Source organism: Pseudomonas sp. Eqa60, from assembly GCF_018326405.1.
Lineage (GTDB): Bacteria > Pseudomonadota > Gammaproteobacteria > Pseudomonadales > Pseudomonadaceae > Aquipseudomonas > Aquipseudomonas protegens.
In genome coordinates this window covers 1,052,246-1,077,900 of record NZ_AP024342.1, presented here as the reverse complement: position 1 = coordinate 1,077,900, position 25,655 = coordinate 1,052,246, and the positions used below count along the sequence as shown (strand labels likewise).

General features: G+C 61.6%; 20 protein-coding genes and 1 pseudogene. 15 read left to right on the top strand and 6 right to left on the bottom strand.

Features of this window, described 5'->3' with window-relative positions; genetic code table 11:
- Positions 1-63: 63 nt before the first annotated feature.
- From KI242_RS04700 to KI242_RS04660, 9 genes and pseudogenes are all read left to right on the top strand, one after another.
- Positions 64-471 (top strand): hypothetical protein, encoded by a 408-nt coding sequence (locus tag KI242_RS04700; RefSeq protein ID WP_041751953.1) that lies wholly within the window; start codon positions 64-66, stop codon positions 469-471.
- Positions 472-584: 113 nt separating this feature from the next.
- Positions 585-2,210, top strand: coding sequence for an ABC transporter substrate-binding protein (locus tag KI242_RS04695; protein WP_011059237.1), 1,626 nt, complete (start codon positions 585-587; stop codon positions 2,208-2,210).
- Positions 2,211-2,519: 309 nt separating this feature from the next.
- Positions 2,520-4,121, top strand: coding sequence for an ABC transporter substrate-binding protein (locus KI242_RS04690; RefSeq protein WP_011059236.1), 1,602 nt, complete (start codon positions 2,520-2,522; stop codon positions 4,119-4,121).
- Positions 4,122-4,287: 166 nt separating this feature from the next.
- Positions 4,288-5,694 carry an OprD family porin gene (locus KI242_RS04685; protein ID WP_053149027.1) on the top strand — a complete coding sequence of 469 codons (1,407 nt, stop codon included), beginning with the start codon at positions 4,288-4,290 and terminating at the stop codon, positions 5,692-5,694.
- A 78-nt stretch (positions 5,695-5,772) separates the two neighbouring features.
- On the top strand, positions 5,773-7,368 hold the full coding sequence (locus tag KI242_RS04680; RefSeq protein WP_041115960.1) for an ABC transporter substrate-binding protein: 1,596 nt from the start codon (positions 5,773-5,775) through the stop codon (positions 7,366-7,368).
- A gap of 73 nt (positions 7,369-7,441) precedes the next feature.
- Entirely contained in the window at positions 7,442-8,452 is a 1,011-nt protein-coding gene (locus KI242_RS04675) for an ABC transporter permease subunit (RefSeq protein WP_011059233.1), read from the top strand.
- An 11-nt stretch (positions 8,453-8,463) separates the two neighbouring features.
- Positions 8,464-9,375, top strand: coding sequence for an ABC transporter permease subunit (locus tag KI242_RS04670; protein WP_011059232.1), 912 nt, complete (start codon positions 8,464-8,466; stop codon positions 9,373-9,375).
- Between the two features lie 10 nt (positions 9,376-9,385).
- The gene (locus KI242_RS04665; protein ID WP_011059231.1) at positions 9,386-10,354 is read left to right on the top strand and encodes an ABC transporter ATP-binding protein; all 969 of its coding nucleotides are present in this window, start codon (positions 9,386-9,388) and stop codon (positions 10,352-10,354) included.
- Positions 10,354-11,324: pseudogene (locus KI242_RS04660) on the top strand (peptide ABC transporter ATP-binding protein). The gene KI242_RS04665 and the pseudogene KI242_RS04660 overlap by 1 nt, the downstream one beginning before the upstream one ends.
- Before the next feature lie 104 nt (positions 11,325-11,428).
- On the opposite strand, the gene KI242_RS04655 reads toward KI242_RS04660, so the two are convergent.
- Both KI242_RS04655 and KI242_RS04650 read right to left on the bottom strand, forming a co-directional pair.
- On the bottom strand, positions 11,429-11,671 hold the full coding sequence (locus tag KI242_RS04655) for a hypothetical protein (RefSeq protein ID WP_015634142.1): 243 nt from the start codon (positions 11,669-11,671) through the stop codon (positions 11,429-11,431).
- A gap of 339 nt (positions 11,672-12,010) precedes the next feature.
- On the bottom strand, positions 12,011-13,600 hold the full coding sequence (locus KI242_RS04650) for a peptide chain release factor 3 (protein WP_123473922.1): 1,590 nt from the start codon (positions 13,598-13,600) through the stop codon (positions 12,011-12,013).
- Positions 13,601-14,441: 841 nt separating this feature from the next.
- Between KI242_RS04650 and KI242_RS04645 the strand changes: the two genes are divergently transcribed.
- The 6 genes from KI242_RS04645 to KI242_RS04620 all read left to right on the top strand — a co-directional run bounded on the left by KI242_RS04645 (position 14,442) and on the right by KI242_RS04620 (position 23,375).
- The gene (locus tag KI242_RS04645; protein ID WP_152685947.1) at positions 14,442-17,672 is read left to right on the top strand and encodes a GLUG motif-containing protein; all 3,231 of its coding nucleotides are present in this window, start codon (positions 14,442-14,444) and stop codon (positions 17,670-17,672) included.
- Between the two features lie 406 nt (positions 17,673-18,078).
- Positions 18,079-18,795, top strand: a complete 717-nt coding sequence (locus KI242_RS04640) for an ABC transporter permease (protein ID WP_011059227.1) — start codon at positions 18,079-18,081, stop codon at positions 18,793-18,795.
- 24 nt (positions 18,796-18,819) lie between these two features.
- On the top strand, positions 18,820-19,713 hold the full coding sequence (locus KI242_RS04635; protein WP_015634139.1) for a glycine betaine ABC transporter substrate-binding protein: 894 nt from the start codon (positions 18,820-18,822) through the stop codon (positions 19,711-19,713).
- 12 nt (positions 19,714-19,725) lie between these two features.
- The gene (locus KI242_RS04630) at positions 19,726-20,379 is read left to right on the top strand and encodes an ABC transporter permease (RefSeq protein WP_011059225.1); all 654 of its coding nucleotides are present in this window, start codon (positions 19,726-19,728) and stop codon (positions 20,377-20,379) included.
- Positions 20,376-21,533 carry an ABC transporter ATP-binding protein gene (locus KI242_RS04625; RefSeq protein ID WP_015634138.1) on the top strand — a complete coding sequence of 386 codons (1,158 nt, stop codon included), beginning with the start codon at positions 20,376-20,378 and terminating at the stop codon, positions 21,531-21,533. The genes KI242_RS04630 and KI242_RS04625 overlap by 4 nt, the downstream gene beginning before the upstream one ends.
- A 678-nt stretch (positions 21,534-22,211) precedes the next feature.
- Entirely contained in the window at positions 22,212-23,375 is a 1,164-nt protein-coding gene (locus tag KI242_RS04620; protein WP_015634137.1) for a type III PLP-dependent enzyme, read from the top strand.
- 70 nt (positions 23,376-23,445) lie between these two features.
- Here KI242_RS04620 and KI242_RS04615 read toward each other — a convergent pair whose 3' ends face one another.
- The 4 genes from KI242_RS04615 to KI242_RS04600 are packed head-to-tail and all read right to left on the bottom strand — an operon-like array spanning position 23,446 to position 25,509.
- Positions 23,446-23,724, bottom strand: coding sequence for a type II toxin-antitoxin system RelE/ParE family toxin (locus tag KI242_RS04615; protein WP_072443006.1), 279 nt, complete (start codon positions 23,722-23,724; stop codon positions 23,446-23,448).
- Positions 23,721-23,984, bottom strand: a complete 264-nt coding sequence (locus tag KI242_RS04610; protein ID WP_047283908.1) for a ribbon-helix-helix domain-containing protein — start codon at positions 23,982-23,984, stop codon at positions 23,721-23,723. The genes KI242_RS04615 and KI242_RS04610 overlap by 4 nt, the downstream gene beginning before the upstream one ends.
- 55 nt (positions 23,985-24,039) lie before the next feature.
- Positions 24,040-24,825 carry a tetratricopeptide repeat protein gene (locus KI242_RS04605; RefSeq protein WP_077933345.1) on the bottom strand — a complete coding sequence of 262 codons (786 nt, stop codon included), beginning with the start codon at positions 24,823-24,825 and terminating at the stop codon, positions 24,040-24,042.
- A 3-nt stretch (positions 24,826-24,828) separates the two neighbouring features.
- Positions 24,829-25,509: a Fe2+-dependent dioxygenase gene (locus KI242_RS04600; RefSeq protein ID WP_011059221.1), complete on the bottom strand. Its 681-nt coding sequence runs from the start codon at positions 25,507-25,509 to the stop codon at positions 24,829-24,831.
- Between the last annotated feature and the right edge of the window lie 146 nt (positions 25,510-25,655).

Here is a 25,655-nt window from a genome sequence, read left to right as displayed (position 1 = left end):
GTTTCCATGGCCCACAAGGCCAATCCTCAGATATGCCCTAGAAAAAGAAAAAATGAGGTTTGCATGGATAAGACCTTTCCGCTCCAGGTTTGGCAGACAACTGGTCTGATCCGCGGCACTACGCCGTCACAAACCCGCAGCGACCTCCACAGTGACAACCTCACTGCGAGCCCCGAATTCAGCACCTGCGACGATGTGCCGAGCACGCGCCATCGCCAGCAAAATTGCGGGCATCCGTTCTCCACGGCCTCCCTCACCCAGCCGCCCACCTCCATCCGGTCAGACAAGGCCGGGCGCCTGGGCCAAGCATCACCCGGCACACCAGCCAGCACCGCACCAAGAGTGGGCGCGATGGGCTTCGATTGCCCCGTGAAAAGGCAGCGCATGCACCACAAAACACCGGCGCAAACGATCAAATGCGTCAAGATTTATACAAATGCGTCATTCCTGTACGTTCGTTCCACTCTTTGAGACTTGTGGCAGCCCTGCATCTTGCATTGGGTATGAGGGCTGCATAAGTATCGGCGGGTCGACTCACAAGGTCGCCCTCTACACCAAAAATGACAACAAATCATGAGGCCACCATGTTCAAGAAAGCAGTCCTTCCGTTATTAGTCAGCGCCGGCTTGCTCGCCAGCGCACCCTTCGCCCAAGCGGCGACTAACCTGGTGTTCTGCTCTGAAGGGAGCCCGGCCGGTTTCGACCCTGGCCAGTACACCACCGGAACCGACTTCGACGCCTCAGCCGAAACCCTCTACAACCGCCTCAGCCAGTTCGAACGTGGCGGCACCGCGGTCATTCCGGGCCTGGCCACCAGTTGGGACATCTCGGACGACGGTCTGACCTACACCTTCCACCTGCGCGAAGGCGTCAAGTTCCACACCACGCCGTACTTCACCCCGACCCGTACTTTCAACGCCGACGACGTGCTGTTCACCTTCAACCGCATGATCGACAAGGACATGCCGTTCCGTAAGGCCTACCCCACCGAATTCCCGTATTTCACCGACATGGGGATGGACACCAACATCACCAAGGTCGAGAAAGTCGACGACAAGACCGTCAAGTTCACCCTCAAGACCGTGGATGCAGCCTTCATCCAGAACCTGGCCATGAGCTTCGCCTCGATCCAGTCCGCCGAATACGCCGACAAGCTGCTCAAGGAAGGCAAGGCCAGCGACATCAACCAGAAGCCGATCGGCACTGGCCCCTTCGTGTTCAAGAGCTACCAGAAAGACTCGAACATCCGCTACACCGGCAACAAGGACTACTGGAAGCCTGAAGACGTGAAGATCGACAACCTGATCTTCGCCATCACCACCGACCCCTCGGTGCGTATCCAGAAGCTGAAGAAGAACGAATGCCAGGTCACCCTCTTCCCGCGTCCGGCCGACCTCAAGGCCCTCAAGGAAGACAAGACCCTGAAGATGCCTGAACAGGCAGGCTTCAACCTCGGCTACATCGCCTACAACGTGATGCCGGTCCTCAAGGGCCGTACCGATGCCAACCCGCTGGCCGACCTCAAGGTGCGCCAGGCGCTGGACATGGCGGTGAACAAGCCGCAGATCATCGATTCGGTGTACCAGGGCGCCGGCCAGCTGGCGGTCAACGCCATGCCTCCAACCCAGTGGTCCTATGACACCACCATCAAGGACGCCAAGTACGACCCCGAGAAAGCCAAGGAGCTGCTCAAGGAAGCCGGCATCAAGGAAGGCACCCAGATCACCCTGTGGGCCATGCCGGTACAGCGTCCCTACAACCCCAACGCCAAGCTGATGGCCGAAATGCTGCAGTCGGACTGGGCGAAGATCGGCCTGAAAGTGAACATCGTCAGCTACGAGTGGGGCGAGTACATCAAGCGCTCCAAGGGCGGCGAGAACCAGGCGATGATCATCGGCTGGAGCGGCGACAATGGTGACCCCGACAACTGGCTCGGCACCCTGTTCGGTTGCGATGCAATGAACGGCAATAACTTCTCGAAATGGTGCGACAAGCCTTACGACGCCCTGATCAAGCAAGCCAAGGCTACCTCTGATGTAGCCAAGCGCACCGAGCTGTACAAGCAGGCGCAACACATCCTCAAAGATGCAGTACCGATGACACCTATCGCTCACTCGACGGTGTTCCAACCCATGCGCGCCAACGTGCAGGATTTCAAAATCAGCCCCTTTGGCTTGAACTCCTTCTACGGCGTCAGCATCGGCAAATAAGGTTCTGCAACGGCGACGTCCATGACGTCGCCGTTGCTTTACCAGCCCGGCCCGCTGGAGCTCGGTCTCTACTGCGCAACGACCCGCCACTGGCGCACTGTCTTGCGAATTCAGAGCCGATTCCTACAGGCATTTCAGGTTCGACGCAGTTACCGCCCGGCCCTCGACCCTCAAGGTCGGTGCAAGGCGAAGCTGCGTCTGCCAACGGGCACCTGCCGCACGTAGTGGTTTGGCATCAATGGCCTGTACAGGCTCCAGGAAGGAGTCATGGCCCATTGTTCATCACAACAAAAATGGAGAAGTACGGTCATGCGTCATTCCTGGATTTTCCCGGCCCTGCTGGGCAGCGGCCTGTTGGCCGCCAGTTCGTTCGGCACCGCCGCCGAACGCAGCCTGGTGTTCTGTTCCGAAGGCAGCCCGGCGGGCTTTGACACCGCCCAATACACCACTGCTACCGACAACGATGCCGCCGAGCCGCTGTACAACCGCCTGGTGGAGTTCGAAAGAGGCGCCACCAACGTGCTGCCAGCGCTGGCCAAGAGCTGGGACATTTCCGAGGACGGCCTCACCTACAGCTTTCACCTGCGCGAAGGGGTGAAGTTCCATAGCACGCCCTATTTCAAGCCGAGCCGAGACCTCAACGCCGACGACGTACTGTTCACCTTCAACCGCATGCTCGACGCCGAACATCCGTTCCGCAAGGCTTACCCGACGGAGTTTCCCTACTTCAACGGCATGAGCCTGAACAAGAACATCGCCCGGGTCGAAAAGACCGACCCGCTGACCGTAGTCATGACCCTCAATACCGTGGATGCGGCCTTCATCCAGAACCTGGCCATGAGCTTCGCCGCGATCCTTTCCGCCGAATACGCCGAGCAACTGCTCCAGGCCGGCACCCCGAGCCAGATCAACCAGAAACCCATCGGCACCGGGCCCTTCGTGTTCCAGCGTTACCAGAAAGACTCACAGATCCGCTACAGCGCCAACCCGCACTACTGGGACCCAAGCCGGGTCAAGCTCGACCGGCTGATCTTCGCCATCAACACCGACGCCTCGGTACGGGTACAAAAGCTGAGGGCCGGCGAATGCCAGGTGACCCTGCACCCGCGCCCCGCCGATATCGACACGCTGAAAAACGACCCGAAACTGCAAGTCATCGAAAAGCCCGGGTTCAATCTGGGCTACATCGCCTACAACGTGCAGCACAAACCCTTCGACCAGCTCGAAGTGCGCCAGGCGCTGGACATGGCGGTGAACAAGCCAAGCATCCTCAACGCTGTGTACCAGGGTGCCGGGCAGCTGGCAGTCAACGCCATGCCACCGACCCAGTGGTCCTACGACGAAACCATCAAGGACGCCGCCTACAACCCGGAAAAAGCCCGGGAGCTGCTCAAGGCCGCCGGGGTCAAGGAAGGCACGCAAATCACCCTCTGGGCCATGCCGGTGCAACGCCCCTACAACCCCAACGCCAAGCTGATGGCCGAGATGCTGCAGTCCGACTGGGCGAAGATCGGCCTCAAGGTGAAGATCGTCAGCTACGAGTGGGGCGAGTACATCAAGCGCACCAAGAACGGCGAACACGACATCAGCCTGATCGGCTGGACCGGCGACAACGGTGACCCGGACAACTGGCTGGGCACGCTGTACAGCTGCGACGCCATTGGCGGCAACAACTACTCCATGTGGTGCAACCCGCAGTACGACAAGCTGATCAAGCAGGCCAAGGTCGTCACCGACCGTGAACAGCGCAGCCTGCTGTACAAACAGGCCCAGCAACTGCTCAAGCAACAGGTCCCTATCACACCCGTGGCCCACTCGACGATCAACCAGCCGCTGAGCGCGAAAGTCGAAGGTTTCAAGGTCAGTCCTTTCGGCCGCAACGCCTTTTCGGGTGTCAGCCTAGCCCCATAACCGATGAGCCAAAACCCTGGGGGCGATTTTCGCCCTCACGCAGACGCTTTGCCTGAATTCGGCGATCAAGCCACATGCAAACGTTTGCGATGCCTTGAATGAGTTCCAAAAACCAGCCGGCCCAAAAAAACCGGCATTTAAAAAAGAAAACAAAGGAGCTTCACCCATGAAACTGAGCAGCAGCGCATTGTTAGCCTTGGCTATCAGTAGCATCACCGCCTCGGCCTATGCGGAGAACGTCAGCCAGGACTTCGTCCCGACTGAACTGAACGCCACCAGTGCCCAGGCTGAGACCAAGGGTTTTATCGAAGGGCAGAGCCTGTCGGGTACCACGCGCAACTGGTACGCCAACGAGCTGAAACGTCGTAACGACCGTTTTTCGTACAACCACAATGGTGTAGATACCTCTACCCCGCGCCGTATCAACTGGGTCCAGGGCACCATCCTCAACTACACCTCGGGTTTCACTGAAGGCACCGTTGGCGTCAGCACGGAAGTCGCCGCCTACAACGCTATTGCTCTGGATCGTGACCGCAAGGACATCGCCGGCAAGAACAACCGCACCCTGACCCACTCCGACGGCGACGCCGTGGGCCAGTGGAGCAAGCTGGGCCTGGCCAACGTCAAGTTCCGCGTGTCCAACACCACCCTGACCGCCGGCCGGCAGAACTTCAGCACGCCGATCGTCGACGTCATCGGCAACCGTCCGCTGCCTTCGAGCTTTGAAGGGGTGAGTATCCACAGCGAAGAGTTCAACAACCTGTCGTTCGACGCCGGCAGCTTCGACCGGGTATCGCCACGGACCGAACAGAGCCTGTCCAAGTTCAGCTCCGAGTACAACAGCAACGGTGCCGAGACCGATCGCGTAAGCCTGGTCGGCGCCAACTACCAGCCGCTGAAAAGCCTGAAGACCAGCCTCTACGCCTCCAAGGTGGAAGACTTCTGGAACCAGTACTACTTCGGCGCCACCCACGAGCTGGGCGACAGCTCGGTGCTGAGCCTGACCACCGGCCTGAACTATTACAAGACCGTCGATACCGGCAAGAAGAAGATGGGCGAAATCGACAACGACACCTACTCGCTGTCGCTCGGCCTGACCCACCAGGCCCACAGCCTGACCTTCTCGTACCAGGAAATTAACGGTAACGAGTACTTCGACTACCTGCACGAAACCAACGGCATCTACCTGGCCAACTCCCTGCTCTCGGACTTCAACGGCCCGAACGAGAAATCCTTCCAGATCGCCTACGGCCTGAACATGGCCGAGTACGGCGTGCCCGGCCTCAAGTTCAACATCTACCAGGCCCGTGGCTGGGGCATCGACGGTACCCACTACAACGGCACCGCCTACAGCGGCGTCAAGGCAGACGGTACGGTCTATGGCGTACGCACCATGGACGGCGAGCACCACTACGAATACGGCATCGGTGCTTCCTACGCCGTACAGAGCGGCCCGCTGAAAGCCACCGCGATCCGTGCCACCTACACCACGCACCGCGCCAGCGAGAACCAGGCCGACGGCAACATCAATGAATTCCGACTGGTTACCACCATCCCGTTCAATATTCTCTAACCCACCAGTTGAAGGGCGGATTCATGACGAATCCGCCATTCAAGCTAATCTGGTTCAATCGATTGCAGAGGGTTCCTGATGAAAATGCTTCCCCTGAAAGCGGCCGTTGGCGCCGCCCTGCTGAGCGTCGCCCTGGGCGCCACAGCCAAACCCTTGGTGGTCTGTACCGAAGCCAGCCCGGAAGGCTTCGATATGGTCCAGTACACGACTGCAGTCACGGCCGACGCAGTGGCGGAAACCATCTTCAACCGCCTGGTGGACTTCAAGCCCGGCACCACTGACATCGAGCCGGCCCTGGCCGAATCCTGGGACATCAGCCCCGACGGCCTGCAATACACCTTTCATCTGCGCAAGGGCGTCAAATTCCACAGCACCGACTACTTCACCCCGACGCGCGAGATGAACGCCGACGACGTGCTCTGGAGCTTCCAGCGCCAGCTGGACCCGAAGCACCCCTGGCATGACAAGTCCAGCGTGGGCTTCCCCTATTTCGAAAGCATGGGCTTCAAGGAACTGCTGAAAAGCGTCGAGAAGATCGACGACCACACCGTGGTCTTCACCCTGACCCGCCGCGAAGCCCCTTTCCTCGCCGACGTGGCCATGGCCTTCTCGTCGATCTTCCCGGCCGAATACGCCGACAAGCTGCTCAAGGAAGGCAAGACCTCTGAGCTCAACAGCAAGCCCATCGGCACCGGCCCGTTCATCTTCACCCGCTATGCCAAGGACGCCCAGGTACGCTTCAAGGCCAACCCGGAGTACTTCCGCGGCAAGCCGCCGGCCGACCCGCTGGTGCTGGCGATCACCACCGATAACAACGTGCGCCTGCAGAAACTCAAGGCCAACGAATGCCAGATCGCCCTGTACCCCAAGCCCGATGACATTCCCAGCATCAAGGCCGACGCCAACCTCAAGGTCGACGAGCTGGCCGCCATGACCACCGGCTACATCGCCATGAACACCACGCGCAAGTACATGAGCGACGTGCGAGTGCGCAAGGCCATCGACATCGCCTTCGACAAGGAAGCCTACGTCAACAGCCTGTACGGCAAGGGCAACGCCCTGGTGGCCACCGGCCCGTATCCGCCGACCCTGCTGGGCTTCAACAACAGCCTGAAGAACCCGCCCCGGGATCTGGACAAGGCCCGCGCGCTGCTCAAGGAAGCCGGCGTACCGGAGGGTACGGTTATCACCCTGTTCACCCGCAACGGCGGCGGCCCGACCAACCCCAACCCGATGCTCGGCGCACAGATGATGCAGGCCGACCTGGCCAAGGTGGGCCTCAAGCTCGACATCCGCGTGATGGAGTGGGGCGAGATGCTCAAGCGTGCGAAAAACGGCGAACACGATATGGTGTCGGCGGGCTGGGCCGGGGACAACGGCGATCCGGACAACTTCCTGACCCCGAACCTGAGTTGTGACGCGGCGAAAAACGGCGAAAACTACGCCCGCTGGTGCAACAAGACGTTCCAGGATCTGATCGACGAAGCACGCTCCGACGCTGAACCCGCCAAACGCGCCGAGCTCTATGAAAAGGCCATGCTGGTTTTCGAACAGGATCAACCGTGGATCCCCATGGCCTATCCGAAAATGTTCACCGCCATGCGCAAGAACGTCGAGGGTTATCACATTAGCCCCCTGACCACTAACAACTTCGCTACCACCCAAGTGAAGTAATAAGAAACGCCCGCCGTCCTTGACCCCAAGGATGGCGGGAACGCCTAACCGGCTGATTGAGGTACTTCAGAAGATGTTTAGTTTTATTGCCCGCCGTGTGGGGTTGCTGATACCCACATTCTTCGGCATCACCTTGCTGACCTTCGCCTTGATACGCATGATTCCCGGCGACCCCGTGGAAGTCATGATGGGCGAGCGTCGGGTCGACCCTGAGATGCATGCCCAGGCAATGGAACGCCTTGGATTGAACAAGCCGCTGTACGCCCAGTACCTGGACTACATCGGCAAGCTGGCCCACGGCGACCTGGGCGAGTCCCTGCGCACCCGCACCAGCGTCTGGAGCGAATTCACCTCGCTGTTCCCCGCGACCCTGGAACTGTCCATGGCCGCCCTGCTGTTCGCCGGCGTGCTCGGCCTGCTGGCTGGGGTGATCGCCGCCTTGAAGCGAGGGTCGCTGTTCGACCATGGGGTAATGGGGATCTCGCTGGCGGGGTATTCGATGCCGATCTTCTGGTGGGGCCTGATCCTGATCATGTTCTTCTCGGTAAGCCTGGGCTGGACCCCGGTTTCCGGGCGTATCGACCTGCTCTACGACATCGAGCCGAAAACCGGCTTCATGCTCATCGACACCCTGCTGGCCAAAGACACCGACGCCTTCTTCGACGCGCTGCAGCACCTGATCCTGCCCGCCATCGTGCTGGGCACCATTCCGCTGGCGGTGATCGCGCGGATGACCCGCTCCTCGATGCTCGAAGTGCTGCGTGAGGACTACATCCGTACCGCCAAGGCCAAGGGCCTGTCGCCGGCTCGGGTGGTGTTCGTCCACGGCCTGCGCAACGCGCTGATTCCGGTACTGACCGTGGTCGGCCTGCAAGTCGGCACCCTGCTGGCCGGTGCGGTCCTGACCGAAACCATCTTTTCCTGGCCGGGCATCGGCAAGTGGCTGATCGAGGCCATCGGCGCCCGGGACTATCCCGTGGTGCAGAACGGCATCCTGCTGATCGCCTGCCTGGTGATCATGGTCAACTTCGTGGTGGACATCCTCTACGGCTTTGCCAACCCACGCATCCGTCATCAGCGCTGAGATCAAGACTAATGAGCACTCCAACTTCCTCAGTAGCAGTCGATCAAAGCCTGCTCTATCCGTCCGTCTACAAAGAATTCTGGCAGCACTTCTCCCGCAACAAGGGCGCGGTGGCCGGCCTGCTGTTCATGCTGCTGATCGTGTTCTGCGCACTGTTCGCGCCCTGGGTGGCGCCGCACAACCCCAGCGAGCAGTACCGCGACTTCCTGCTGACCCCTCCGGCCTGGCTCGAAGGCGGCCAGATGCAGTTCCTGCTGGGCACCGATGAACTGGGCCGCGACCTGCTCTCGCGCCTGATCCAGGGTTCGCGCCTGTCGCTGCTGATCGGCCTGTCGTCGGTGGTGATGTCGCTGATCCCGGGGATCCTCCTCGGGCTGTTCGCCGGCTTCTTCCCGCGTTTGCTGGGCCCGACCATCATGCGCCTGATGGACATCATGCTGGCCCTGCCATCGCTGCTGCTGGCCGTGGCCATCGTCGCCATCCTCGGCCCAGGCCTGATCAATACCGTGATCGCCATTGCCGTGGTGTCCCTGCCGTCCTATGTACGCCTGACCCGCGCCGCAGTGATGGGCGAACTCAACCGCGACTACGTGACCGCCGCGCGCCTGGCCGGTGCCGGCCTGCCACGCCTGATGTTCATCACCGTGCTGCCCAACTGCATGGCACCGCTGATCGTCCAGGCCACCCTGAGCTTCTCCTCGGCGATCCTCGACGCCGCCGCCCTGGGCTTCCTCGGCCTGGGCGTGCAACCGCCGACTCCGGAGTGGGGCACCATGCTGGCCTCGGCCCGGGACTACATCGAACGCGCCTGGTGGGTCGTGAGCCTGCCGGGCCTGACCATTTTGCTCAGCGTGCTGGCAATCAACCTGATGGGCGACGGCCTGCGCGATGCGCTGGATCCGAAACTCAAGAACGCCGCCTGAGGAGATTCCCATGTCACTGCTAGAAATCAAGAATCTCAATGTCCGTTTCGGCGACGCCACGGCGGTGCCGGTGGTCGATGGCCTCGACCTCAAGGTCGACAAGGGCGAAGTGCTGGCCATCGTCGGCGAGTCCGGCTCCGGCAAATCGGTGACCATGATGGCCCTGATGGGCCTGATCGAGCACCCCGGCATCGTCACCGCCGATGCCCTAAGCTTCGACGGCCGCGACATGCTCAAGCTCAGCGCGCGCCAGCGCCGGCAGATCGTCGGCAAGGACCTGGCCATGGTCTTCCAGGACCCGATGACCGCGTTGAACCCCAGCTACACCGTGGGCTTCCAGATCGAGGAAGTGCTGCGCCTGCACCTGAAGATGTCCAGCAAGGCGGCGCGCAAGCGCGCCATCGAACTGCTGGAAAAGGTCGAGATCCCCGGCGCCGCCAGCCGCATGGACGCCTACCCGCACCAACTGTCCGGCGGCATGAGCCAGCGGGTGGCAATCGCCATGGCGATCGCCGGCGAGCCCAAGCTGCTGATCGCCGACGAACCCACCACCGCCCTGGACGTGACCATCCAGGCGCAGATCATGGACCTGCTGCTGAACCTGCAGAAAGAGCAGAACATGGGCCTGGTGCTGATCACCCACGACCTCGCCGTGGTCGCCGAAACCGCCCAGCGGGTGTGTGTGATGTACGCCGGCCAGGCGGTTGAGGTGGGCCAGGTACCGGAGCTGTTCGACATCCCCGCGCACCCCTACAGCGAAGCGCTGCTGGCGGCGATTCCCGAGCACAGCCTCGGTGCCACTCGCTTGTCGACCCTGCCGGGCATCGTCCCCGGGCGCTACGACCGGCCTCAAGGCTGCCTGCTGTCGCCGCGCTGCCCCTACGTGCAAGACAACTGCCGCGCCCAGCGCCCCAGCCTCGACCCGAAAGCCGCCAGCCTGGTGCGCTGCTTCTACCCGCTGAATCAGGAGGTGGCGTAATGGCCGTCGTTCTTACCGCCCGCGACCTCACCCGTCACTACGAAGTGTCCCGTGGCCTGTTCAAGGGCCACGCCACCGTGCGCGCACTCAACGGCGTGTCCTTCGAGCTGGAAGCCGGCAAGACCCTGGCTGTGGTGGGTGAATCCGGCTGTGGCAAATCCACCCTGGCGCGGGCCCTGACCCTGATCGAGGAACCGTCTTCCGGCTCGCTGAAGATCGCCGGCCAGGAAGTCGCCGGTGCCGACAAGGCCCAGCGCAAGCAACTGCGCAAAGACGTGCAGATGGTGTTCCAGAGCCCTTATGCCTCGCTCAACCCGCGGCAGAAGATCGGTGACCAGCTGGCCGAGCCGCTGCTGATCAACACCAAGCTGTCGGCCGCCGAACGCCGGGAAAAAGTCCAGGCGATGATGAAGCAGGTAGGCCTGCGCCCCGAACATTACCAGCGCTACCCGCACATGTTCTCCGGGGGCAGCGCCAGCGTATCGCCCTGGCCCGGGCAATGATGCTGCAGCCCAAGGTGCTGGTGGCGGACGAACCGACCTCGGCCCTGGACGTATCGATCCAGGCCCAGGTATTGAACCTGTTCATGGACCTGCAGCAGGAATTCAACACCGCCTACGTGTTCATCTCCCACAACCTGGCAGTGGTGCGCCACGTGGCCGACCAGGTGCTGGTGATGTACCTCGGCCGGCCGGTGGAAATGGGCCCCAAGGAGGACATCTACACCCGCCCCCTGCACCCCTACACCCAGGCCCTGCTGTCGGCGACACCAACCATCCACCCGGACCCGGACAAGCCGAAGATCAAGATCGTCGGCGAGCTGCCCAACCCGCTGAACCCACCACCGGGCTGCGCCTTCCACAAGCGCTGCCCTTATGCCACCGAGCGTTGCAGCACTGAAGAGCCGGCCCTGCGCCAGCTCGACAGCCGCCAGGTGGCCTGCCACTACGCCGAGCAATTCGTGCTGTAGCGGCCATGAAAAAGGCGCTCCCGGATGCCTCCGGGAGCGCCTGAACCTTGTTCGACCCGCCCCCGGCGACGGATTGCGCATCAGTCCGTCGTCGGGGGTTTCTTTTAGCCCTGGCTGTCGCCGTCATCCTCGTCGGTGGTCTGGTCGTCATCGCCGGAACTGCCACCCTGACCTTCATCGCCCGGCTCCGATTCGGACTTGGCAAGCATCTGCACCGGTGCGCTCTGGCTCGAGGAGTAACCCGGCTCGCTCACCTGCATCAGGTTGTGGGCCCAGGCCGCCGAGGTTCCGAGCGACAGCATCACCAGCACTTTGATCAACAGCACAACGCGTTGGAAAATTCTCATAGCCGATTCCATCCTTTCATAGGTGAATCATCGATGGCTGCGCGCCAGCCTTGCGGCGGCCACAGCACTGTCTGAAACCTAGTCGTGATATCCCGGCTTTTCCAGATAGCTCCCTATCGATTCCCGAGCCGCCAAATCCCTTCCGACTAACGGCGCTCCCTTGAAAACACCACACCCCGCAGGAGCCGGCTTGCCGGCGAAGAAACCCGCAAGCCAGGCACAACAGCGTCCGCCGCCTTCGCTGGCAAGCCGGCGCCTACGGGGCGGCGGCAGGCCAATCCTGCGCGCAAAAAAAAGCCCCGCTGTCTGCACAGCGGGGCTCGGGGGTGACCGGCGAACTTAGTGGTGTTCGCGGGTGGCGCGGAATTTCACGTCCGGCCAGCGCTCTTCCATCAGCGCCAGGTTGACCCGGGTCGGCGCCAGGTAGGTCAGGTGGCCGCCGCCGTCCAGGGCCAGGTTTTCCACCGCCTTGTTGGAAAACTCTTCGAGCTTCTTCTTGTCGCTGCATTCGATCCAGCGGGCGGACCACACGGTGATCGGCTCGTAGGAGCACTCCACCTTGTATTCCTCCTTCAGGCGGCTGGCCACCACGTCGAACTGCAGCACACCCACGGCGCCGAGGATGATGTCGTTGCTGCGCTCGGGGAAGAACACCTGGGTCGCGCCTTCTTCGGCCAGCTGTTGCAGGCCCTGGCGCAGTTGCTTGGACTTGAGCGGGTCCTTCAGACGCACACGGCGGAACAGCTCCGGGGCGAAGTGCGGGATACCGGTGAAGCCCAGCGCCTCGCCTTCGGTGAAGGTGTCGCCGATCTGGATGGTGCCGTGGTTGTGCAGGCCGATGATGTCGCCGGCATAGGCCTCTTCCAGTTGCTCACGCTCGGAGGAGAAGAAGGTCAGGGCGTCGCCGATGCGCACGTCCTTGCCAGTGCGCACGTGGCGCATCTTCATGCCTTTCTCGTACTTGCCCGAGCAGATGCGCATGAAGGCGATGCGGTCGCGGTGCTTGGGGTCCATGTTCGCCTGGATCTTGAAGATGAAGCCCGAGAACTTCTCTTCCTGGGGGGCCACGCTGCGCTCGTTGGCAACGCGGGCCAGCGGCAGCGGCGCCCAGTCCACCACGGCGTCGAGCACGTGGTCGACACCGAAGTTGCCCAGCGCGGTCCCGAAGAACACCGGCGTCAGCTGGCCGTCGAGGAACTCCTGCTGGTTGAACTCGTGGCAGGCGCCCTGCACCAGTTCCAGCTGCTCGATGAAGCGCTCGTACTCGTCACCCAGGTGGGCCCGGGCTTCGTCGGAGTCGAGTTTCTCGATGATCTTGGTTTCGGTGCGTTCGTGGCCGTGGCCCGGGGTGTAGACGATGATGTAGTCGCCCGCCAGGTGGTACACACCCTTGAAGTCGCGATAGCAACCGATCGGCCAGGTGATGGGGGCAGCCTTGATCTTCAGGACCGCTTCGATTTCGTCCAGCAGTTCGATCGGGTCGCGAATGTCCCGGTCGAGTTTGTTGATGAAACTGACGATGGGCGTATCGCGCAGGCGGCAGACGTCCATCAGGGCGATGGTCCGTGGCTCTACGCCCTTACCGCCGTCGAGCACCATCAGCGCCGAGTCCACCGCGGTCAGGGTGCGGTAGGTGTCTTCCGAGAAGTCTTCGTGGCCGGGGGTGTCCAGCAGGTTGATCATGTGTTCGCGATAGGGGAACTGCATGACCGACGTGGTAATGGAAATACCCCGCTGCTTCTCCATCTCCATCCAGTCGGAAGTGGCGTGGCGGTCGGACTTGCGCGATTTGACGGTACCCGCCACCGCAATGGCCTTGCCCATCAGCAACAGCTTCTCGGTGATCGTGGTCTTACCCGCATCCGGGTGGGAAATAATGGCGAAAGTGCGCCTGGCGTTGACTTCGTTGACAATTTTACTATCGGACATCGCTTAAGATCTCGATTGTGCACACCGCTGTATACACGGCTAAAAGTAGCTTTGGCCGATTGCAAAGGCCAACACAGAAAACCGCGCATGTTAACAAATAGTGCCCGCAAATACCCGGCGCCCTGACATTCCGAACCGGGCTCCAATGTCAGGCATGACCTTCGTATTGGCTAAACACCCCGGGGATTCGCGCCTGAACAGTAAAAGGCATCACTTTTTATCTAGCCTCAACTAGCAATCAAGAAAATCAACTTCACTCAAGAATTAAGGTCTTTAATTACCACGTAAAACCTACCACTTAACAACACCACACCCAAGCAACTAACTAACACAATAGAAAATAATAAAATCGGCAGTAACAACAGACACTATCACTCCCCCTCGCGAACCAGCCCCATATCTTTTAAGCCCAAAACCCCCGGCCCAGGGCCTTTAAAAACAAACCCACCCGGACCAGCCAGCCCGCCCCCCGAAACTCAACCCACTATAGCCAGCTATCGGCCTAAGCTCTTGCCAAAACAATAACCATACTTATTGCAAGTCAATAAGCTCAAGAAAAATCTTAATCATCATCCGGATATCTCTTAAATAACTTCAAATATTCAAGTGATAGATTAAACCCATCATTTAAATCACTTCCTGCCGCACTTCAGCCCCTCTCGAACACTCCGCAATAGTTTTGCCAGCACGCAGAAGCGAGTGGCTGCATGCCCGACCGTTCGGCGGGGCGCGACGAACAGCGAACGGAACACACCCAAGCCTGGCCTCAGGCGACCGGCGCCACCGAGCACTGCCCAATCTGCTGGGGAAAATCAGCAGCATATGTACAAGAGGACGCATCATGAACAAGAACTATGCATTGGTATGGAACCATGCACTGGGCTGCTGGAACGTGGCCGACGAAGGGGCGCGCCGACGCAGCAAGGCAGGGCGCAGCAAGGCAGTGATCGGCGCCGGACTATCGCTGCTGGGCCTGTTGCTCCAGGCTCCGGCGTTTGCCCTGCCGAGCGGAGGAAACATCGTCTCCGGCAACGCCGACATACAGACGTCCAGCGACGGTCAACACCTGACCATCAACCAGCAAAGCAACAAGCTGATCACCAACTGGAATGACTTCAACGTCAAGGCCGATGAGCGTGTCAGCTTCCAGCAGCCCGGTAGCAACGCGATTGCCCTCAACCGTGTCCTGGGCACCCAGGGCAGCGACATCCAGGGCCGGATCGACGCCAACGGCAAGGTGTTCCTGATCAACCCCAATGGCGTGGTGTTCGGCCAATCCGCCCAAGTCGATGTCGGCAGCCTGGTGGCTTCCACTCAGGACATCACCGACAAGGACTTCCTCAATGGCAACTACCGCTTCAGCGGCACCTCCAGCGCCAGCATCAGCAACGCCGGGACCCTCACGGCGAGCGACGGCGGCAGCATCGCCTTGCTCGGTGCGCAGGTCAGCAACAGCGGCTTGATACAGGCGCGCGTCGGTAGCGTGGCCCTGGGCGCGGGCAACGACATCACCCTCGACTTCAACGGCAACGGCCTGCTCGGCCTGCAAGTCAAAAGCGGTGCCGTGGATGCCCTGGCACAGAACGGAGGCCTGCTCAAAGCCGACGGCGGCCAGGTGCTGATGACCGCCAAGAGCGCCGACAGCCTGCTCAGGACGGTGGTCAGCAACCAGGGCGTGATCGAGGCGAAGACCCTGCAAAACAAGGCGGGCCGGATCGTGCTCGACGGCGACAACGGCATTGTGCAGGTCGCGGGCCGACAGGACGCCAGCGCCATCGGCGGCCAGGGTGATGGTGGCGTGGTGGAAAACCAGGGGGCCAGAGTCGACGTGCAGTTGGCCGCACAGGTGAACACTCGTGCCGAGCAGGGCAAGACCGGCACCTGGAGGATCCATGCCAACGACATCAGCATCGCCAGCACCGAAAACCCAGGCCGGCTCACCCCACGCGGCCTGGTCATCACCGGAGGCATCAGCGGCACCAACTCGGGAACCACCAACGGCGTCGGCATCGGTGTCGGTGCCAATGCCACCGGCAGCGGCAACGGGGGCAATGGCGTCGGCGTGAGCATCGGGGGCAATGGCCACAACAACGTGGCCGTGATCGCTGGCGGCGGTCCAGCCAACACTCGGTCGACACTGCGTACCGACACCCTGGCATCCAACCTGGACACTACCCACATCGAGCTGAACAGCACCCAGGGCAACCTGACGGTCAGCGCACCGCTGACCTGGACGAGCGGCAACTCCCTGAGCCTGACCGCCGAGCGCGGTGACATTCGCGTCGAAGGCGCGCTGCGCGCCAGCGGCAACAAGGCCGGCCTCGTGCTGAATGCGCAGAACGGCGGCATCCGGCTCAACGACAACATCGCCCTCAGCGGCACCGGGGCGAGCCTGGGGCTGAACCATGGGAATAATGGCTACACACTCGAGGACGGCAAGGCGGTGACCCTCTCCGGTGCCGGTGCCCTGTTCAAAGCCAACGGCCAGGACTACGCCGTGATCCACAACCTGGATCAACTGCGTCAAATCGACAGCAACAGCAGCGGCCACTACGTGCTGGGCAACAAGATTTCCGGCAACGGCGCCCGCTTCAAGTCCCTGGGCGAGCGCAGCGGTTTTGGGGGCGTGCTCGATGGCCTGGGCAACAGCATTGAAAACCTCTCGGTCTACGGCACCAGCGGCAGCGTCGGTCTGTTCAGCGTGAATCAGGGAGAAATCCGCAACCTGAACCTCGACCGGGTCTCGGTCAGTGGAGACCGTTCGACTCACTACAACACCCTGGTAGGCACCCTGGCGGGCGTCAATATGGGCCTCATCTCCAACGTCAAGGCCAGCCAGGTGCAAGTCACGGGGGCTTCTCACGCCAACAGCCTGGGTGGGCTGGTCGCGCTGAACCTGCAGGACGGCAGCATCGACAAATCCTCGGCCAGCGGCACGCTGGTGGGCAACCGCTACACCTATGTCATGGGCGGCCTGGCGGCCGAGAACATCAACAACGGCCTGGGCCGAGGCATCGCCAGCATCAGCAATAGCCGGGCGGACGTCACGCTGACCGGGCAGATGGCCGGCCAATCAAGCGCCTACGGCGCCGGCGGCCTGGTCGGTGCGAACCGCAAGGCAAACATCAGCAACAGCAGCAGCACGGGCTTGATCTCCTTGGCTGGTGACAACCTCAACCTGGGTGGCCTGGTCGGCTTCAACACAGGGTCCTCCACGAGCCGGCTGAGCACTGTCGACAGCACCGTCAACGTCCGGGGCAATGGTCGCAACACCTTCCTGGGTGGCTTGATCGGCTTCAATACCGAAGGGGCCGTGAACAACGCCTCGGCCAGTGGCAGTGTGAACGGCAACAACGCCCAGGCAGTCGGTGGCTTGGTTGGCAAAAGCCTGGCCAGCCGCTACAGCAACGTTTCCGCCGCCGGCAACGTAACCGGGGGAGCACGGGCGAATGTCGGCGGGTTGATTGGCGAACTCAGCGCAGGCTCGGTGAACAATGCCTCGGCCAGCGGCACCCTCAACGCCAGTCACTCGCAGGCCATCGGCGGCCTGATCGGCAAGAGCGAGGGCGCCAGCCTGAGCAATGTCAGCGCCAGCGCCAGCGTGCTCGACAGATTCAGCCAGTACCTGGGCGGGTTGCTCGGTCACAGCCGCAACACCACGGTGAACGTTGCCGACGCCACCGGGAACGTCACGGGAGGGGCCAACGCCTTCGCCGGTGGCCTGATCGGCTACCTGGAAGGCGGCACCCTCGCCAACGCTTCGGCCAAAGGTGATGTCCAAGCCGGCGACTCAAGCTTCGTGGGGGGGCTGGTCGGCTTCAACGACGGCCGAATCAGCAACGCCTCTGCCTCCGGTAAAGTCATGGGGACTGCGGCCCAGGTACTGGGCGGCCTGGTCGGCGGCAACAGCGGCTCCATCGAGCACTCGTCAGCGAGCGCCAAGGTCACGCCCGTGAACCCTGGCTACATCCACGGCGGCCTGATCGGCCTGAACCTCGGCCAGCAATCCTTCAACCACCTCGAAGGCGAAGCCGCCAAGCTGCCCCTGATCGGCCGCAGCCTCCCCTTCTGACGCTCACGAGCGGATGAAACAGCAGCCGACCAGGTTGTTCCCATCAGCCTGGCCGGCCTGCACACCATCGGTTTCAGCGGCCTGCCCGGGGGTGCAGGCCCGGGCCTACCCCGTTAATACAGCGAGGCAATCCTGGCAACAACCGCCATTGGAACGCACCAACGCACCGAGCAAATTCGGCCAATGATGGAACCTTTTAAAAGGCCGGGGCGTCCACTCCCCTGCTACGAACTTTCGCCAGGTGTAGAAAAAACAGCAAGTTAGCCTGGCAAAGCGATGCGTACGGCTCACTCTCACGCTGTTTACAGCGCACCGAAGAGCTGCTTCCCGCGATCATTCTTTCGGCTGCCAGGCATGGCACTGCCACACAAGAGAATGCGCGCTGACATAAAAAAGGAGTCCGCCTGTGGCTATTCGCTATGGCAAAGGGCTGATAGGAGGCGCTGCGGTAATCGCCCTCCTGGCCCTGCTGGTCCACTGGATCGGCATCACTACGATCGAACACTACCGCGACGATCTGTTGTTCTACCTGCAAGCTCATCTGTTCCTGGTCCTGGCTTCAATGCTAGCCGCGCTGGTGGTGGGGATCCCCGCCGGCATCGTCCTCAGCCGCCCGAGCATGGTCGGACGCGCCGAACGCTTCATGCAAGTGTTCAACATCGGTAACACCGTCCCTCCCCTGGCCGTCCTGGCCATCGCTCTGGGGATCCTCGGCATCGGCAGTGGCCCGGCCATTTTCGCGCTGTTCCTCGCCTCCCTGCTGCCCATCGTGCGCAACACCTATGAAGGCCTGAAGAACGTCCAGGGCTCCCTCAAGGAGGCCGCGGTCGGCATCGGCATGACGCCACGCCAGGTGCTGTGGAAAGTCGAATTGCCCAATGCCGTGCCGATCATCATCGGCGGCGTGCGGGTGGCCCTGGCGATCAACGTCGGCACCGCGCCCCTGGCCTTCCTGATCGGCGCCAACAGCCTGGGCAGCCTGATTTTCCCCGGCATCGCCCTGAACAATCAGCCGCAACTGCTGCTCGGCGCCGCCTGCACCGCGCTGCTGGCCTTGCTCCTCGATGGCCTGGTGACCCTGGCCAGCCGACTTTGGCTGGAACGTGGTCTGCGCCCGTCTTAAGCCCGTCAGAGCCAAGGAACCGACATGAAGAAATTAAGCCTGATACTCGGCTGCGCCCTGCTTTTCAGCACATTGGCCCACGCCGTGGAAAAACCGCTGATCCGCATCGGCGCCCGGGTCTTCACCGAACAGACCCTGCTGGCGGAGATCACCTCCCAGTACTTGCGCAGCAAGGGCTACGACACCCGCGTCACCGGGGGCCTGGGCAGCAACCTGGCCCGCAGTGCCCAGGAAAGTGGCCAGTTGGACCTGATCTGGGAGTACACCGGAGTCTCGCTGGTGGCCTACAACCACATCGACGAGAAACTCGACAGCGAACAGTCCTACGCCCGGGTGAAAGAACTCGATGCGAAAAAAGGCCTGGTCTGGCTGTCACCGTCCAAGTTCAGCAATACCTATGCCCTGGCGCTGCCAGAGAACGTGGCCAAGGAACATCCGCAGATCAATAGCATCAGCGACCTGACCCAGGCCCTGGCCGAAAACACCAAGGAGAACCGCCTGGTGGCCCTGGACACCGAGTTCGCCAACCGCTCCGACGGCATGGCCGGGATGGTCAAGCTCTATGACATGGCCCTGACCCGCAAGAACACCCGGCAGATGGACGCCGGCCTGGTCTACACCGCCCTGCGCAACGGCCAGGTGTTCGCCGGCCTGGTGTACACCACCGACGGGCGCCTCAATGCCTTCAAACTCAAACTGCTGGAAGACGACAAGCACTACTTCCCGGACTACACCGCCGCGCCGGTGGTACGCCAGGCCTACCTCGACGCCCACCCGCAACTGGCCGCCGAGCTCAAGCCGCTGGCGGCGCTGTTCGACGACGAAACCATGCGCCAGCTGAACGCGCGGGTCGACGTCGACCATGAAAGCCCATCCGCCGTGGCCGCAGATTTCCTGCGCCAGCACCCGATCAACTAAAGAGGAGAAGACATGGAATTCCTGAACGCCTTTTCCCATCTCGATTGGGCCCAGGTCCTGCACCTGACCTGGCAGCACATCACCCTGGTGGGCATCGCCGTCACCCTGGCCATCGTCTTCGGCGTGCCCCTGGGCGTGCTGATGACCCGCTTCCCGACCCTTGCCGGCCCACTGCAGGCCAGCGCCACCGTGCTGCTGACCATTCCATCCATCGCCCTGTTCGGCCTGCTGCTGCCGTTCTACTCCAAGTTCGGCCAGGGCCTGGGCCCGCTACCGGCTATCACCGCGGTGTTCCTCTATTCCCTGCTGCCGATCATGCGCAACACCTACCTGGCGCTGACCGGCGTCGAACCGGGCATTCGTGAAGCCGCCCGCGGCATCGGCATGACCTTCGGCCAGCGCCTGCGCATGGTCGAGTTGCCGATCGCGGTGCCGGTGATCCTCGCCGGGGTACGCACCGCCGTGGTGATGAACATCGGCGTCATGACCATCGCCGCCACCATCGGCGCCGGCGGCCTGGGCGTACTCATTCTTGCTTCCATCAGCCGCAGCGACATGTCGATGCTGATCGTCGGCGCCGTGCTGGTCAGTCTCCTGGCCATCTTCGCCGACCTGCTTCTGCAATGGCTGCAACGCTCGCTGACTCCAAAAGGACTCCTGAAATGATCGAACTTCAAAACCTGACCAAGACCTTTCGCAGCAACGGCAAGGATGTCAAAGCCGTCGACTCGGTAAGCCTGACCGTCAATGAAGGCGAGATCTGCGTGTTCCTCGGGCCCTCCGGCTGCGGCAAGAGCACCACGCTGAAAATGATCAACCGCCTGATCATGCCCACCTCGGGCAAGGTGCTGATCAATGGCGAGGACACCACCGATCTCGACGAAGTGACCCTGCGCCGCAACATCGGCTACGTGATCCAGCAGATCGGCCTGTTCCCCAACATGACCATCGAGGAAAACATCGTGGTGGTGCCACGCCTGCTGGGCTGGGACAAGCAGAAATGCCACGACCGGGCCCGCGAGCTGATGAGCATGATCAAGCTCGAACCCAAGCAGTACCTGCATCGCTACCCACGGGAACTGTCCGGTGGCCAGCAACAGCGAATCGGGGTGATCCGCGCCCTGGCGGCGGACGCTCCGCTGCTGCTGATGGACGAGCCCTTCGGCGCGGTGGACCCGATCAATCGCGAGATGATCCAGAACGAATTCTTCGAGATGCAGCGGGCGCTGAACAAGACCGTGATCATGGTCAGCCATGACATCGACGAAGCCATCAAGCTGGGGGACAAGATCGCCATCTTCCGTGCCGGCAAGCTGCTGCAGATCGATCACCCCGACACCCTGCTGGCGCACCCGGCGGACGACTTCGTCAGCAACTTCGTCGGCCAGGACAGCACCTTGAAACGCCTGTTGCTGGTCAAGGCCGAAGACGCCGCGGACAACGCCCCGTCGGTCAGCCCGGAAACCCCGGTAGCCGACGCCCTGGAACTGATGGACGAACACGACCGGCGCTACGTGGTGGTGACCTGTGCCGAGAACAAGGCTCTGGGTTATGTACGTCGTCGCGACCTGCACCGTCAGACCGGCACCTGCGCCCAGTTCCTGCGAGAGTTCAACGCTACAGCCGCCTACGACGAACACCTGCGGATTCTTCTGTCGCGCATGTACGAGTTCAACCGCTCGTGGCTGCCGGTGATGGATGCCGAGCGGGTGTTCCTGGGCGAGGTGACTCAGGAATCCATCGCCGCCTACCTGAGCTCCGGGCGTTCGCGGGGGATGAAGACCAATATCGTCTCGCCGGCTGAAACAGTGGTCGCCTGATCAATAAATATCCAACAACCAACCTGTGGCGAGGGCGCTTGCTCCCGCGGGACCGTGAAGCGGCCCCTCTTTGCAAAAAGAATGGGGTTGCTGCGCATCCGGCGCAAGCAAGCGCCCTCGCCACCGGGTGTTTTTGGCCCACCCACGCGCCGGAAAAAAATATCAACAGCCGCCCCGGTCAGAGCTGTCCGGCGCCCTCCTCCGAAACAGCCAAAATCCCCCTCAAACCGCCCTCTCGCCGCTAACGTCGCCGATGTTGACGCTTTCATACTTCCCAGCTACTTGGCACGCAAAAGCGTCGAACGTGCAGGTATTTTTAACACTCGAGAATTCTTCGGGAACATCTGTCCGTCATCTGTGTCGGCTACAAAGAGAGGTGTCGATAACGCACGTCAGACAAGTGCAAAAACGCGACATTTTTTGTTGATCTCAGCCCCCTCACCGCCTAAAGTTCGCGCCGAACGTCCATGCTGGAAACGATCCATCCGGCTCAAGTACTGACGACGAGACAGCAAGGCCAAGGGCAGATTTCCCATGGCCTTTTTGCTTTCGGCGACATGCCTTGGGAAGTAGGCGAACCAAAGTGGGGATACGGAGGACGTTCACAAGGCACTGTCATCAATGACATGTCCTTAAACCCATTGATTACCAACGTTTGCCAGTAGGAGTTCCCAACGCATGTCGATTAACGTCGAAGACTATTTCGCGCGCGAAACCTTTCAGAAAATGAAGTCTTTCGCCGACCAGCAAGAAACCCCGTTCGTGGTCATCGACACCCAGATGATCTCCCAGGCCTACGACGACCTGCGCGCCGGTTTCGAATTCGCCAAGGTCTACTACGCGGTCAAGGCCAACCCGGCCGTCGAGATCATCGACCTGCTGCACGAAAAAGGCTCCAGCTTCGACATCGCTTCGATCTACGAGCTGGACAAGGTGCTGGGCCGCGGCGTCAACCCGGCCAACATCAGCTACGGCAACACCATCAAGAAGTCCAAGGACATCCGCTACTTCTATGACAAGGGCGTGCGCCTGTACGCCACCGACTCCGAGGCCGACCTGCGCAACATCGCCAAGGCCGCCCCGGGTTCGAAAGTCTACGTGCGCATTCTCACCGAAGGCTCCACCACCGCCGACTGGCCGCTGTCGCGCAAGTTCGGCTGCCAGACCGACATGGCCATGGACCTGCTGATCCTCGCTCGCGACCTGGGCCTGGTGCCTTACGGTGTGTCGTTCCACGTGGGTTCGCAACAGCGCGACATCAGCGTCTGGGACGCCGCCATTGCCAAGGTCAAGGTGATCTTCGAACGCCTGAAAGAAGAAGACGGTATCGAGCTGAAGCTGATCAACATGGGTGGCGGCTTCCCGGCCAACTACATCACCCGCACCAACAGCCTGGAAACCTATGCCGAGGAAATCATCCGCTTCCTCAAGGAAGACTTCGGCGACGACCTGCCGGAAATCATCCTCGAGCCAGGCCGTTCGCTGATCGCCAACGCCGGCATCCTGGTCAGCGAAGTAGTACTGGTGGCGCGCAAATCCCGCACCGCCGTCGAGCGCTGGGTGTACACCGACGTGGGCAAGTTCTCCGGCCTGATCGAAACCATGGACGAGTCCATCAAGTTCCCGATCTGGACCGAGAAGAAAGGTGAAGTGGAAGAAGTGGTGATCGCCGGCCCGACCTGCGACAGCGCCGACATCATGTACGAGAACTACAAGTACGGCCTGCCACTGAACCTGGCCATCGGCGACCGCCTGTACTGGCTGTCCACCGGCGCCTACACCACCAGCTACAGCGCGGTGGAATTCAACGGCTTCCCGCCGCTGAAGGCCTTCTACGTTTAAAGACGGCAGCTAGCTGCAAGAAAAAGCCCATGACTTGTCATGGGCTTTTTTGTGCGCGCGGGTCAGTGATTCAACGATCTTCCCGGACATGCCAAATACGCAGGATGGACAAGGCCATGCCTTGAATCTCATAACGCATCTCGTAATGCCCCACCAGCAATCGTCGAACATCCCTCGGCTTGAATTCCTCCAACTGCTCTCCCAATCGTGGGTTAGATAGAAGAGCATCTGGAGCCTGCACCAGCGATTGCACGGTCCGAGCAGCAGTAGAACGATTGGCCTGGGCGAGAAACTCAAAAAGCCGAGCCAGATCGGATAGGGCCTTGCTCGTCCATTTCAGCTGTCTCATTTTGGTAAGGGCAGAGGGTTGTCGCCAGACAGACTCTGCGCCCAAGCCAACACTGACTGATGATCCACAACCCTTCCAGCATCGACATCTGCCAAGGCCTCAAGCGTCAGTCGACGGCGCTCTTCTTCCTGGTCAACCCAGGCCACCAACGCCTGCTTCACGACCCAGGCCCGGGAGCGTTCCAGGCGAGAAGCAAGTTGATCGACCTTGTCAGCCAGGTCCAAGGGAATGTGAGCGGTCAGTACTTTTGTCGCGGGCATGAGGCAAGACCTGCATCAGAATGATTAAAAGCGATTAGCTTTGAATCATATTGATTTAAGACAACACAGCAAGCCGCTCTCCATCCCGTTCGTCACCCAATTGCGCCGCCCGCCGCTGATAGGCCTGGGCCAGGTCGCGAATCTCGGGGTGCGTGGCCTTGAGCAGCGCGGCGCATGCCACCCGGAGGAAATTCAGGTTGCCACCGGCCAGAGCCCGTTGCAGCCACGCCACGGCTTCGTCGATACGCCCGGCATCGGCCAGCACTGCCGCATGGCTGAACTGCCCGCGAAAATCCCCGCCTTCGGCCGAGCGCCGGTACCAGTCCCGCGCCGCTTCAAGGTCGGCCTGGCACACCAGCCCCTCCTCCAGGTAGCGCCCCAGCAGGTTCATCGATTTGGCATGGCCCAGGTCCGCCGCACGACGGTAGCAGGCCAGGGCCAAGGCATGGTTCTGCACCACGCCGCGACCGGTGGCCAACAGGTTGGCGTAGTTGTACAGCCCCCAGTCCAGCCCCGCCTCGGCAGCCAGGCGATAGTGCCCGGCCGCGCGGGCGGCATCCGCCGGGCAACCCCAGCCGTGCTCATGGCAGCGCCCGAGCATGTTGCGCGCCATCAGGTGCCCGCGTTGTGCGGCGATCTCGAACCAGCGCACCGCCAGGGGTTGATCCTGCTGGATGCCGCGACCGTCGAGGAGGATCTGCCCCAGCAGCGCCTGGGCGTCCAGCAGCCCCTCGGAAGCAGCGGCCAGCACCGCCTGGGCGGCGCGGGCCGGGCTCTCCTCAAGCATGGCGCTCAGTTGCGCGCCGTCGAGGAGCTCCTCGCGACGAAGTTGAAAAGTCACGGCTTACACCTCGACCCAGCGACGCAAAAGGTTGTGGTAGGTGCCGGTCAGGCGGACCAGCGAAGGATGGTCGGGCACGTCCCGGGTCAGCTCCTGGATCGCGCCGTCCATCTCGAACAGCAAGGCGCGCTGGCTATCTTCGCGCACCAGGCTCTGGGTCCAGAAGAATGAGGCGTAGCGAGCGCCCCGGGTCACCGGGTTGACCTTGTGCAGGCTGGTGCCTGGATACAGCACCATGTCCCCCGCCGGCAGCTTGACCCGCTGCAGGCCGAAGGTGTCCTGGATCTCCAGCTCGCCGCCTTCGTAATCCTCGGGGTCGCTGAAGAACAGGGTCGACGACAGGTCCGTACGCACCCGCTCCGGGCTGCCCTTGGGCTGGCGCACCGCGTTGTCGATATGAAAATCGAAACTGCCGCCGGCGGTGTAGCAGTTGATCAGCGGCGGAAACACCTTGTGCGGCAAGGCGGCGGACATGAACAGCGGGTTCTGCCACAGGCGATCGAGCATCGCCGCGCCGATCTCCTGGGCCAGCGGGTGGCCTTCCGGCAGTTGCAGGTTGTGCTTGGCCTTGGCCGACTGGTAACCGGCGGTGATCTTGCCGTCCGCCCAGTCCGCCTGTTCCAGGGCTTCACGGATGCGCCCGACCTCGTCACGGGTGAACACGCCAGGGATGTGCAGCAACATGGCCAGGTACCTGCAGAGCGAAAGGCCGTCAATGATATTGATTCTTATTGACTGTGTAAAACCCCGGGACGCATGAGAACGTAAAAACCGTAAAGGCAAATTGTAAAGAATGTAAATTAAGTGCGAATAGCAATATTTCGCAATTG